This window comes from Amycolatopsis magusensis (assembly GCF_017875555.1).
Taxonomy (GTDB): Bacteria; Actinomycetota; Actinomycetes; order Mycobacteriales; family Pseudonocardiaceae; genus Amycolatopsis; species Amycolatopsis magusensis.
The window spans coordinates 8,819,987-8,832,500 of record NZ_JAGGMS010000001.1; the positions used below are offsets into that span (position 1 = coordinate 8,819,987).

9 protein-coding genes and 2 rRNA genes (1 of these 11 only partly in view) are annotated in these 12,514 nt (G+C 66.2%); 4 read left to right on the forward strand and 7 right to left on the reverse strand.

The genetic code is table 11. From position 1 onward, the window contains the following. Positions 1-8 precede the first annotated feature (8 nt). The 3 genes from JOM49_RS39685 to rsmD all read right to left on the reverse strand — a co-directional run bounded on the left by JOM49_RS39685 (position 9) and on the right by rsmD (position 1,572). Positions 9-419, reverse strand: coding sequence for a guanyl-specific ribonuclease (locus JOM49_RS39685; protein ID WP_209669610.1), 411 nt, complete (start codon positions 417-419; stop codon positions 9-11). Positions 420-518: 99 nt separating this feature from the next. Continuing rightward, positions 519-1,001: a pantetheine-phosphate adenylyltransferase gene (gene coaD / locus JOM49_RS39690; protein ID WP_209669612.1), complete on the reverse strand. Its 483-nt coding sequence runs from the start codon at positions 999-1,001 to the stop codon at positions 519-521. A 10-nt stretch (positions 1,002-1,011) separates the two neighbouring features. Continuing rightward, positions 1,012-1,572 carry a 16S rRNA (guanine(966)-N(2))-methyltransferase RsmD gene (gene rsmD / locus JOM49_RS39695; protein WP_209669614.1) on the reverse strand — a complete coding sequence of 187 codons (561 nt, stop codon included), beginning with the start codon at positions 1,570-1,572 and terminating at the stop codon, positions 1,012-1,014. Between the two features lie 108 nt (positions 1,573-1,680). Here rsmD and JOM49_RS39700 point away from each other — a divergent pair, with 108 nt between their 5' ends. After that, positions 1,681-3,810, forward strand: a complete 2,130-nt coding sequence (locus JOM49_RS39700; protein WP_209669616.1) for a HelD family protein — start codon at positions 1,681-1,683, stop codon at positions 3,808-3,810. A 339-nt stretch (positions 3,811-4,149) separates the two neighbouring features. Further along, positions 4,150-5,127: an LLM class flavin-dependent oxidoreductase gene (locus tag JOM49_RS39705; protein ID WP_372444239.1), complete on the forward strand. Its 978-nt coding sequence runs from the start codon at positions 4,150-4,152 to the stop codon at positions 5,125-5,127. Here the strand turns inward: JOM49_RS39705 and JOM49_RS39710 are convergent. Next, the gene (locus tag JOM49_RS39710; protein WP_209669620.1) at positions 5,108-6,088 is read right to left on the reverse strand and encodes an RCC1 domain-containing protein; all 981 of its coding nucleotides are present in this window, start codon (positions 6,086-6,088) and stop codon (positions 5,108-5,110) included. The two genes, JOM49_RS39705 and JOM49_RS39710, sit on opposite strands and share 20 nt — an antisense overlap. Positions 6,089-6,498: 410 nt before the next feature. Between JOM49_RS39710 and JOM49_RS39715 the strand changes: the two genes are divergently transcribed. Together JOM49_RS39715 and JOM49_RS39720 are read left to right on the forward strand one after the other, a co-directional pair. Beyond that, the gene (locus JOM49_RS39715; RefSeq protein WP_209669622.1) at positions 6,499-7,128 is read left to right on the forward strand and encodes a DUF6801 domain-containing protein; all 630 of its coding nucleotides are present in this window, start codon (positions 6,499-6,501) and stop codon (positions 7,126-7,128) included. An 89-nt stretch (positions 7,129-7,217) separates the two neighbouring features. Beyond that, positions 7,218-8,558: a DUF6801 domain-containing protein gene (locus JOM49_RS39720; RefSeq protein ID WP_209669624.1), complete on the forward strand. Its 1,341-nt coding sequence runs from the start codon at positions 7,218-7,220 to the stop codon at positions 8,556-8,558. 62 nt (positions 8,559-8,620) lie between these two features. Here JOM49_RS39720 and JOM49_RS39725 read toward each other — a convergent pair whose 3' ends face one another. From JOM49_RS39725 to JOM49_RS39735, 3 genes are all read right to left on the reverse strand, one after another. Further along, the gene (locus tag JOM49_RS39725) at positions 8,621-9,253 is read right to left on the reverse strand and encodes a hypothetical protein (RefSeq protein WP_245369629.1); all 633 of its coding nucleotides are present in this window, start codon (positions 9,251-9,253) and stop codon (positions 8,621-8,623) included. 276 nt (positions 9,254-9,529) lie between these two features. Continuing rightward, positions 9,530-9,646 (reverse strand): 5S ribosomal RNA (gene rrf, locus JOM49_RS39730). Between the two features lie 83 nt (positions 9,647-9,729). Then, a 23S ribosomal RNA gene (locus tag JOM49_RS39735) occupies positions 9,730-12,514 on the reverse strand; it runs 332 nt beyond the window's last position.

A 12,514-nucleotide genomic window follows, 5' to 3' on the forward strand; every position in this document is an offset into this window, starting at 1 on the left:
ACCGGCCGTCAGACGGTGACCAGTACGAAGCTCTCGTAGTGGTCCGCGGTGTAGAAGTACTCGTCGCCCTCGCCCTTGACGATGCGCCGGGCCCCGCGGTCGGAGCTGCCCGGCGTTTCCACGGTGTACTCGTGGTAGTAGCCGGAGTCGCACAGCGGGAGCAGCTGCTCGCGGTTCTGGAAGACGGTGTCGTCCTGCGGGTACGGGTAGGGGCCGCCCTGCTGGATGAGGTCGTAGGTCTCGCTCGCCTCCGGCGGCAGCGACCCCAGCGCGGCCTCGTCGAAGCCGGAAGTGTCCCCGCACTCGGCCTGGACGGTCACCGGAGTGGCCGGAGTCGCCGAAACGGTGGTGGCCCCACCGAAGACGGCGACCAGAATGGCCAGCAGAACGCCTGCAAGACGCGACTTTTGGTTAATCATTTTCGAACCGTAGCCCGATCACGTGATCATCGGGAGACGCCGGCGTGAACTCGGTCCGAGCGAACGGAACCATTCGGGGGTGCGACTGGGCCGAACGGACTAGCTTTTGGCCGCGAGTCGCGCGACCAGCCGGTCGTGCACCACGTCCGGCAGCAGGTGCGAGACGTCGCCGCCGTAGGTCGCCACCTCCTTGACCAGCGAGCTGGACAGGAAGCTGTACTCCGGGTTCGTCGGCATGAACAGCGTCTCCACCCCGGTCAGGCGGTGGTTCATCTGCGCCATCTGCAGCTCGTAGTCGAAGTCGCTGACCGCGCGCAGGCCCTTCGTGATGGCCACGATGTCGTGCTCGCGGCAGTAGTCGACGAGCAGGCCCTGCCACGAGTCCACCCGCACATTCGGGATGCCGGTCACCGACGAGGTGATCAGGTCCATCCGCTCGTCGATGGAGAACAGGCCGTGCTTCTTCGGGTTCACCATCACCGTGACCACGACCTCGTCGAACAGCTTGGCCGCCCGCTCGAAGACGTCGATGTGCCCAAGGGTGACCGGGTCGTAGGAGCCGGGACAGACCGCGCGCCGCATGACGCGGACGCTACCAACTCCCGGTGAATTCGGCCCAGTGCAGCGCCGTGTCGCCGTAGCGCTTGGTGCGCAACGGCTCCAGACCGTCCGGCCAGGACGGTTCGCCGTCGCGCAGCGCCCGCTCGACGACCACCAGCCCGCCATCGGCCAGCCAGCCCCCGGTGACCAGCGCGGAAAGCACCGTGGCCAGCTGCGCGGCGCCCAGGTCGTACGGCGGATCCGCGAGCACCAGGTCGAACGGCGCTTCGGCACCGACGGCGAGCACCGTTTCGGCCTTTCCGTGCCGCACCGCGCCACCGAGTGCGAGTGTGGTCACATTGCCGCGGAGCACGTCGGCCGCGCGTTTGTCGGCCTCGACGAACACCGCCTCCCGCGCACCCCGCGAAAGGGCCTCCAGCCCCAGCGCCCCGGTGCCCGCGTAGAGGTCGAGCACCCGCGCCCCGTCCAGCTCACCGGCCACTTCCAGGGCGTTGAACAGGGCTTCGCGCACCCGCTCGGACGTCGGCCTGGTCCCCTTCGGCGGCACCTTCAGCTTCCGGCCACCGGCGGTCCCCGCCACGATCCTGGTCACCCCGGAATGGTCGCACCTGTGTTTTTGGGCAGGACTGGCTGTACCCCGCGACGGGGACGCGTATTGTCGTTCTTCCCCTTCCCGGCGAGTGAGCTGTAGGAGCGCTGCGTGTCGGAACCTCGGGTCAGACGGGCCGAGATCGCCATCGAACAGACCCACGTCGATCGGGTCTACACCCGTCTCGCGGAACTGCGGACCCAAGCCGAGGCGATGCGCGCCAAGGGCTACGAACTCGGGCACGGCGCCCAGCGCGAAGCCGTGTTCGAGCAGGCGTCCATGCTCTTCGAGCGGGACATGATGGTCTACCACGCCAACCAGACCCTGCAGACGCTCGACGCCGAGTACGAGGGCCTGGTCTTCGGCAGGCTCGACCACGCCTCGGACGACGAGCCGATCTACGTCGGCCGCCTCGGCATCCGCGACGCGGAGTTCGACAACCTGGTCACCGACTGGCGTGCCCCGGCCGCCGCCGCGTTCTACCAGGCCACCGCCGAGGAACCGATGGACGTGGTGCGCCGCCGGGTGATCCGCTGCTCCGGGCAGACCGTGCTCGACGTGGACGACGACGTGCTGATGGCCGAAGCCGTGCCGGAGAACATGCAGGTCGTCGGCGAGGGCGCGCTGATGGCCGCGCTCGGCCGGTCCCGCGGCGAGAAGATGCGTGACATCGTCGCCACCATCCAGCGCGAACAGGACGAGGTCATCCGCGCGCCGTGGCGCGGGGTCACCGAGATCACCGGCGGCCCTGGCACCGGCAAGACCGCGGTCGCCCTGCACCGCGCCGCCTACCTGCTCTACCGCCACCGCCGCCAGCTCGGCGGCGCCGGCGTGCTGGTGGTCGGCCCGTCCGGGGTGTTCACCAACTACATCTCGCGCGTGCTCCCCGCGATGGGTGAGACGAACGTCGAACTGCGTGCGCTCGGCGAACTGCTCGACGGCGCCACCGGCACGCACCAGGACCCCGCCCGGCTCGCCGCGATCAAGGGCTCCTCGCGGATGCGCAAGCTCCTTGCGCGCGCCATGCGGGAGACCCCGCCGGACGCGCAGACCGAGATGCGCATCGTCTACAAGGGCGAGGTGCTCAAGCTCGACGCGAAGGAACTGGAGAAGGTCCGGCGCAAGGTGCACAGCCAGGGCGGGCCGCCGAACCGGTCACGCGTGCGCGCCGCGGAGACCCTGCTCGAAGCCCTCGCCGACAAGGCCGACGAGCACGCCAAGGCCGACGGCCGCAGCTCCGACCGCGCCGAGCTGATCACCGAACTCGGTGAGCGCATCGAGTTCCACCGCTTCCTGGTGGTGTGGTGGCCGATCCTGCACCCGGCCGAGGTGCTGCGCTGGCTCGCCGACGAAAAGCGACTCGCCAAGGTGGGCAAGGGCCTGCTGAACCGCGAGGAGATCACCCTGCTCGCCGGTTCGCTGGCCGACCGCAGCAACGGCTGGTCGGTGGCCGACATCGCGCTGCTCGACGAGCTGCGCGTGCTGATCGGCCCGCAGCCCAAGCGCCGCCGCCGCGCCCAGTCGATCGAGCTGGACGCCGCGCCGATCCAGCGCGGCACCACCGGCACCGGCCCGCAGCGGCCCGAGCACTACGACGAGTACTCGCACATCGTGGTCGACGAGTCGCAGGACCTCTCGCCGATGCAGTGGCGCATGGTCGGGCGGCGCGGCAAGTACGCGAGCTGGACCGTGGTCGGCGACCCGGTGCAGAGCTCGTGGCCGGACCCGCCGGAGGCCGCGCAGGCCAGGGAGCAGGCGTTCGGCCGCGGCACCGCGCACCGGCGGTTCACCCTGCGGACGAACTACCGGAACTCCGCGGAGATCTTCGACCTGGCGGCGAAGGTGGTGGCGAACCAGGCCGAGGCCGACGAGCTGCCCAAGGCCGTGCGCACCACCGGACTGGAACCCGAGGTACGCCCGGTCGACCCGGCCGCGTGGGAAAGCTCGGTGCAGGCCGCGGCCAAGGAACTGATGGGCGCGGTCGAGGGCACGGTCGGCGTGATCTGCGCCATGGACCGGGTGCCCGAAGTGGAGCGCTGGCTGTCGGGACAGGCGGACGAACGGCTCAAGGTCGTCGGCAGCCTCGACTCGAAGGGCCTGGAGTACGACGCTGTCGTACTGGTCGAACCGGCGGAGTTGATCACGGAGTCGTCTACGGGACGGCGGGTGCTGTACGTGGCTCTGACTCGGGCTACGCAGCAGTTGACTGTGCTGGCTTCTGATCCGAGCTGGCTGCCTTAGTTCTTGGCTGGGCGGGGTCCGCCCCGGGTCTTGATTGTGACTACGGCGGAGATGACCTTGTCAAGGCGGGAAGGATGCCTTGACAAGGTCATCTCCGCCGTGTTTTTGGCTGTGGACCGGGGCAGGGTGGGGTCTGGGCGGGTCCTCTGGTGTGGTGCCCGGGTCTCGGTTGTGTTGGTGGTGGTGGGGCGGTTGCGCGGTGGTGGGCTTGGCGATGTCACGAATGTGGCTTTGGGGGCGGATTCGGCCCCGAAAGCCACATTTGTGTCCCTCGGGAGCCCGCGCGGGAAGGATTGAGTCGGCTGCGGCGTTGGTCCTGGTGTGAGTTCCTTGTCTGAAGTGCCCCTGTCCGTGCTCGACCTGGCGCCGATCGTCAGCGGGTCGGACGCGCGGGCCGCGTTGCGGAGCAGCGTCGAGCTGGCCAAGTACACCGAGAGCCTCGGCTACCACCGCTACTGGGTGGCCGAGCACCACAACATGCCGGGCATCGCCAGCTCGGCCACCTCGGTGCTGATGAGCCACATCGCCACGGCCACCGACCGCATCCGCGTCGGCTCCGGGGGCATCATGTTGCCCAACCACGCCCCACTGGTCATCGCCGAGCAGTTCGGCATGCTCGAGGCGTTCCACCCCGGCCGGATCGACCTCGGCATCGGCCGCGCGCCGGGCACCGACCAGCGCACGGCGCTCGCCCTGCGTGGCGCCGCCGGGTTGTCCGCGGAGGACTTCCCGCAGAAGCTCCAGGAGCTGCGCTCCTACTTCGAGCCCGGCGAAGGCCGTGCCGTGCGCGCGTTCCCCGCCGAGGGCTTCAAGGTCCCGGTGTGGCTGCTCGGCTCGAGCGGGTTCAGCGCCCAGCTCGCCGGCGCGCTCGGCCTCCCGTTCAGCTTCGCCCACCACTTCAGCGCGCAGAACACCGTCCCCGCCGTGCGCCTGTACCGCGAGGCGTTCCAGCCGTCCGAGGTGCTCGACGAGCCGTACGTGATGCTCGGCGTCTCGGTGCTCGCCGCGGACACCGACGAGCACGCGCGCTACCTGGCCGGTCCCAGCGCGCTGACCTTCCTGAGCCTGCGCCGCGGCAGGCCGATCCCGTTGCCGACGCCCGAAGAAGCCGCCGCGTACGAGTACAGCGACATCGACACCATGTTCGTCGAGGAACGGCTCAGCACCACCGTGCTCGGCTCGCCCGAGACCGTGCGCAAGGGCCTCGAAGCGCTGCTCGAGGAAACCGACGCGGACGAGCTGATGATCACCACCATGGTCCACGGCGACGAGGACCGGAAGCGCTCCTACGAACTGGTCACTTCAGCGCGAGGTTGAACCGGTCGGCGGCGGCGATCGCGAACACACCCGATCCCGCCGTCGCCGGCACCGCGATCGCGCTGCTGTTGCTCCAGCCCCAGGCGATCACCTTGCCGGTGGACAGCAGCACGACGCTGTGCGTCCAGCCCGCCGCGATCGCGGTGACGCCGGTGGCCGTGGCCGGCACGGTGCTCTGCTTGTACTCGTCGTTGCCCCAGGCGATCACCGTGCCGTCGGACTTCAGCGCGAGGCTGTGGTCCCAGCCGGCCGAGATCGCGGTGACCCCGGACTTCGCCGCGGCGGGCACGTTGAGCTGTCCCCACTCATTGGCGCCCCAGGCGATGACGCCGCCGTTCTTCAACGCCAGGTTGTGGTCACCACCGACGGAGATCGCGGTCACCCCGGACTGCGCCTCCGGGGGCACGTCGTCGCGCATGCCCCAGCTGATCACCTGCCCGCCCTGCTTCAGCGCGAGGTTGTGGTAGCCGTAGGACGAGATGGCGGTGACGCCGGACTTGGCCGCGTCGGGGATCTTCAGCTGGCCGAACCAGTCGTTGCCCCAGCCGACGACACCACCGTTCTTCAGCGCGAGGCTGTGCGCCCAACCGGCGGCGAGCGCGGTCGCGCCCTGCGCGGCCGCGGGCACGACGGTCTGCCCGTAGACGTTGTTGCCCCAGGCGACGACGGTGCCGTCCGCCTTGCGCGCGAGCGCGTGCAGGCCACCGACCCGCACTTCGGCGACGCCCGTGGTCAGCCCGGCGGGCACCGGCCGCTGCTGCCACAGGCCGTTGCCCCAGCCGATCACCCCGCCCGTGCCGTCCGCCGCCGCGGCGGCCTCGACCGGCGGCGCGGAGGGGACAGGCGCGGTGGCCGGCGGCGGCGCGGTGGGGCCCGGTTCCACCGACACCGCGGTCAGCGCGCCGGCCAGCAACAGGCCCGCGCCGAGCGCGCCCACCACGAGCGAAGCCGATTTCCGCATTGTTCCTCCGGACCATCACCTGCGGCCGTTCGGCCGAACGCCGCCTGGGTAGAAGACGGTCCGACTTTACGGCAGAGCAACGCCGAACACGGACGGTCGCGAGCGCGGACGCCGTTTTTCATACGCTGGTGACAAAGCCGGGATTGCCGATCCGGCGCGGGTGACAAATTCACCGATACAGCTGCCGAGTTTGCCCTGGATTCCAGGTCAGCCCTTGATTCACCAGGACACGCGCTCGTAATCTACTAGCGGGTAACCCGAGAACGGACGGTATAAAAGGGGGACTCTGCCGTCCGGCATCAGCTCTACCCGGGATCGATCTCCACTTTACTCGGCCGCCGAAGAATCGGCGAGCGCCCGCCGTGTCCGTTTAACGCGGAACAGCAGAACGATTGAGGAGATTATCGCAAATGTCACGACGATTCGGCAGACTCTTCGCCGGTACGGCGACCGTGAGCATGGTGCTCGGCCTGACCGTGGCCGGTGCCGGCACCGCACTCGCCGACCAGGCGTACACCAGCCCCACGCTGACCTACACCTGCAACTACCCCCTGATCGGTGAGAACCTCCTCGAGGTGCAGGCCAGCTTCCAGGGCCCCAGCTCGGTCACCGGTGGCGGCACCTTCCAGGCCTACGGCGTGACGGCCGTGGCCACCGTGCCCGCGGACGTGGTCAGCGCGCTGTACTACCTCGGCGGCATCGACGGTGTCCGCGGCAGCGCCGACGCCAGCGTCGCCGTGACGAACGGGAGCCCGGCCACGGTGAACGTGTCCGACCTCGGGGTGGGCGAGCAGTTCGTCCCCGACCCGGACGCGGCCTTTCCGGTCAACGCGGCCCAGACCTCCAGCTCCGTGGTCCCGGCCATCACCGCCGGTTCCACCGGCCAGGTGCTGACCGCCGCGCTCGGCGAGACCTTCTCGGCGTCGCTGGACTTCCACTACACCAACGCCACCCCCGAGTGGCAGGGTCCGGAAGCCTTCGACTGCACGCTCAACGAAGGGCAGAACGCGGCGTTCTCGCCGTCGCTGACCATCGGCTGATCTGCAGTGCCCCACTAGCTAACCCCGGTGCTCCGGCCACGCCCCCGACGCGTGGCCGGAGCTTCCGGCTTTCCGGCGAAGGAACGCGGATGGCACAGAAAGAACTCCGGGAACGGCTCGGCACCGGAGCGGCCGTCGCGCTGCTCGCCGCCGGTTTGACCAGCGGGCTGACCGGGGCGGGCTCGGCCGCCCCCGAGGCACCCGAAGCTCCGGTGGAGAGCACCCCGGTGTCGCTGGCACTGACCTACGACTGCGTGTTCGGCGCGAGCGAGCCGCAGGCGGTGAACATCACCATCGACACCACGCTCCCCGGCTCGGTGCTCGTCGGCGAACCGGTCACCCCCGGCCCGCTCAACGCCGAACTCGTGCTCCCCGAGACGCTCTGGCCCGCGCTGGGCGCACCGGCCTCGGTCGAAGGCACGGTCACCGCGAACCTGCTCGGCGTCCAGGGCGAGAAGCCCGAGGCGGTGAGCGCCGAGCTGCCGGTGGTGTCGACGCCGGTGCCGGAAACGGGCGCGCTGACTGTGAAGACCACCGGCACGATCCCCGCGTGGCAGACCTCCGAGGCGGGCTCGCTGACCGTCTCCGTCGGCCCGCCGTCGATCGTGCTGACCCCGCACGCGACCGACGGCACCCAGCTCGGCGAGGCACCGGTCGAGTCGGTCTGCGAACCGGCTCCCGAGCAGGACTTCCTGCTGGGCTCGGTGGCGGTCCTGCTGCCCGGCCAGCCCGTGTCACCGCAGGGGACGGCCCCGCTGCCTGGCATGCCCGGTCCCGGCGGGGTGCTGCCGGGCATGCCGTCCGCACCTGGCGCGCAGGCCGCCGAGGCGGGCCCGGGCATCATGGCCGCGCCGCTGTTCCCGCTCACCGCGCAGTACATCAACGGCGAGTCGACGGTCGCGAAGACCGGCGCGAAGGTCGTGCTCGGGCCGGGGCTGATGATCAACGGCGGGCAGTACATCAACCCGCCGGGCATCCGCGGTGACGTGGCCCTGCCGAAGGCGAAGACGCCGTTCTACGCCTTCGACTTCCTCCCGGTGACCGGGCTGGCGGAGTTCCTGCCCGCGAACGACGAAGGCGGCAAGCTCACCTTCACCGAGGGCACCTTCCCGAAACCGGACAGCATGCTGTTCGCGCACACCGAGGTCTTCCTGCGGATCAGCGACGTCGAGCTGAACGGTGTGCCGTACGACGTCGGCCCGGACTGCCGCACCGGCGACATCTCGCTGCACCTGTGGGGCCAGTACCTGGTGACCGCCGGTGGCACCATCGGCACGCACCCGGACGCGCCGCTCCCGGAGCAGCGGGGCTTCACCATCCCGCCGTTCACCGGGTGCGGGGTGACCGAGGACATCTCGCCGATCCTCACCGGGCTGATCTCCGGGAACGGCAACCAGGTGACCCTGGTGCTCAAGACCGTCGGCAAGTAGCGGCACGAGAGAAGGCCCGCCCTCCCGGAACCGGGGGAGCGGGCCTTTTCGCGGTGTGCGGATCAGGGCAGGGAAGACGCCTTGCCGAGCACCAGCTTGATGGTGTTGTCCGGACCGGAAACCAGTGAACTGAGCAACCCGGAGAAAATGGTGCAGTTCTTGAACTCCGGAATGGTGTAGCTACCGGAAACCGTGCCGCCGTTGAAAATGGTGAAGTCGCCCTCGGACTTGAGGTCCATGCCGACCGGGTTCTGCGTCTTGCACTCGTTCCCGACCGGGGTGTAGAAGATGCCGGCGATCCAGATGTCGCTGAGCTGGATGTAGGCGTCGGCGTGGGTGGTGATGACGCCCTGCTTGAGCTCACCGGAGACCGGGCCGGTCGGGATGACCGTGACGGTGGCCTTGACCGGGATGAAGCCCAGGACGTTGAAGGAGGCCTTGGCGGGCGGGATGCTCAGCACGCCGGAGACGTCCCCGCCGCCGGGCTTGGTGGTCACGGTGGTGTTCAGGGTGCCTGGGCCCAGCTTGAGCGCGCTACCGGTCTTCTTCACCACCGACTCGCCGGAGACCGGGTACTGCACCTTGATCGTCGCCGCCGAAGCCGGCGCCGCCGCGAGCACCCCGGCACCGAAAACGGCGGCGGTCATCGCCATCACCGCGGCGGGTCTGCGCAACCTGGTCAACATTCTCGACATCGCAATTCCTCTGTTCGGGGGTCGGCGGAAGTGCAACTTACTGACGAGTATGCTAGTTCTGCCGAGGTCCGCGATACAAGACACGACAATTGCGACCACTATTCTTTGCTCAAATCCACACAAATGTGGAGAGCGGAATTGTCATCCCGGTGCAAGGTGGCCGCCGCGGCGGGCGGACGCGCCCGCGGGGCAGGGCCGTTCGGCCTACCGGGCACGCACAAGAGCGGGGCCCCGGACCATCTCTGGTCCAGAGCCCCGCTCTGTCTAACACGTTAAGTTCGGCGGCGTCCTACTCTCCCACACCCCTTCGAGTGCAGTACCATCGGCGCTGGCAGGCTTAGCTTCCGGGTTCGGAATGGGACCGGGCGTTTCCCCGCCGCTATAACCACCGAAACACTACGAAACAAACACACAAGTGCATGTTGACGTCTCTGATGTGGTGTTTCAGAGCCGTAGAGTGGATGCGAAGCGTCTTTGTAGGCAAGTCCTCGGCCTATTAGTACCAGTCAACTCCACACATTACTGCGCTTCCATTTCTGGCCTATCAACCCAATCGTCTTTTGGGGGCCTTAACCCACAAAGGGGTGGGATACCTCATCTAGGAACAGGCTTCCCGCTTAGATGCCTTCAGCGGTTATCCCTTCCGAACGTAGCTAACCAGCCATGCCACTGGCGTGACAACTGGCATACCAGAGGTTCGTCCGTCCCGGTCCTCTCGTACTAGGGACAGCCTTCCGCAAGTATCCTACGCGCGCGGCGGATAGGGACCGAACTGTCTCACGACGTTCTAAACCCAGCTCGCGTGCCGCTTTAATGGGCGAACAGCCCAACCCTTGGGACCTACTCCGGCCCCAGGATGCGACGAGCCGACATCGAGGTGCCAAACCATGCCGTCGATATGGACTCTTGGGCAAGATCAGCCTGTTATCCCCGGGGTACCTTTTATCCGTTGAGCGACACCCCTTCCACCAGGTGGTGCCGGATCACTAGTCCCGACTTTCGTCCCTGCTCGACCTGTCAGTCTCACAGTCAAGCTCCCTTGTGCACTTACACTCAACACCTGATTGCCAACCAGGCTGAGGGAACCTTTGGGCGCCTCCGTTACTCTTTGGGAGGCAACCGCCCCAGTTAAACTACCCATCAGGCACTGTCCCTCACCCAGATCATGGGCGTAGGTTCAGATTCCCAATCCGGCCAGAGTGGTATTTCAACAACGACTCCACACCCACTAGCGTGAGCGCTTCACAGTCTCCCACCTATCCTACACAAACCGAACCGAAAACCAATACCAAACTATAGTAAAGGTCCCGGGGTCTTTCCGTCCTGCCGCGCGTAACGAGCATCTTTACTCGTAATGCAATTTCGCCGGGCCTGTGGTTGAGACAGCCGGAAAGTCGTTACGCCATTCGTGCAGGTCGGAACTTACCCGACAAGGAATTTCGCTACCTTAGGATGGTTATAGTTACCACCGCCGTTTACTGGCGCTTAAATTCTCAGCTTCACCCCCGAAGGGATTAACCGGTCCTCTTAACGTTCCAGCACCGGGCAGGCGTCAGTCCGTATACATCGAATTACTTCTTCGCACGGACCTGTGTTTTTAGTAAACAGTCGCTTTCCGCTGGTCTCTGCGGCCACCCACCCCTAGCCCGTAAAGGACTTCAGGATGTTTGGCCCCCCTTCTCCCGAAGTTACGGGGGCATTTTGCCGAGTTCCTTAACCACAGTTCACCCGATCGCCTTGGTATTCTCTACCTGACCACCTGTGTTGGTTTGGGGTACGGGCCGTGCACGCACTCGCTAGAGGCTTTTCTCGGCAGCATAGGATCACTCTACTTCACCTCAATCGGCTACGCATCACGTCTCAGCCTACATGCCATGCGGATTTACCTACATGACGGCCTACACGCTTACACCAGTACTACCATTCACTGGCGGAGCTACCTTCCTGCGTCACCCCATCACTTGACTACTACAGAATCAGGCCCCACGCTCCACAACACAGATCCATCCGAAGACTTCACCATGCGCTTTGGGTGGTTAGTATCAACTGCCTCATCAGGGACGCACGTGCTCGGGTACGGGAATATCAACCCGTTGTCCATCGACTACGCCTGTCGGCCTCGCCTTAGGTCCCGACTTACCCTGGGCGGATTAGCCTGGCCCAGGAACCCTTGGTCATCCGGCGGCAGAGTTTCTCACTCTGCATTCGCTACTCATGCCTGCATTCTCACTCCCACACCCTCCACCGCTGGTTTACACCGCGGCTTCCCTGGATGCAGGACGCTCCCCTACCCATCAACACGACTAGATGCTCATCCGAAAACAAGCACCGATCTATTGTGTCAATGACACAGCTTCGGCGGTGTGCTTAAGCCCCGCTACATTGTCGGCGCAGGACCACTTGACCAGTGAGCTATTACGCACTCTTTCAAGGGTGGCTGCTTCTAAGCCAACCTCCTGGTTGTCTGGGCAATCCCACATCCTTTCCCACTGAGCACACACTTAGGGGCCTTAGCTGGTGTTCTGGGCTGTTTCCCTCTCGACGACGAAGCTTATCCCCCGCCGTCTCACTGCCGCACTCTCACCCACCCGTATTCGGAGTTTGGTTGACTTCGGTAACCCGGTAAGGCCCCTAGGCCATCCAGTAGCTCTACCCCGGATGGGAAACATACGACGCTGCACCTAAATGCATTTCGGGGAGAACCAGCTATCACGGAGTTTGATTGGCCTTTCACCCCTACCCACAGCTCATCCCCTCAGTTTTCAACCTAAGTGGGTTCGGGCCTCCACACCGTCTTACCGGCGCTTCACCCTGGCCATGGGTAGATCACTCCGCTTCGGGTCTAGACCACGCGACTAGAAACGCCCTATTCAGACTCGCTTTCGCTACGGCTACCCCACACGGGTTAACCTCGCCACGCAGCACTAACTCGCAGGCTCATTCTTCAAAAGGCACGCCATCACCCCGAAAGGCTCTGACGGCTTGTAAGCACACGGTTTCAGGTACTCTTTCACTCCCCTCCCGGGGTACTTTTCATCTTTCCCTCACGGTACTAGTCCGCTATCGGTCATCAGGAAGTATTTAGGCTTACCGGGTGGTCCCGGCAGATTCACAGCAAATTCCACGAGCTCGCTGCTACTCGGGAACACCACCACGCAACACCCACACAGTTTTCGCGTACGGGACTCTCACCCACTCCGGTCCACCATCCCAGGTGGTTCCACTAACCATGCAGCATCACGCCAGAAATGTCAGTTCCTG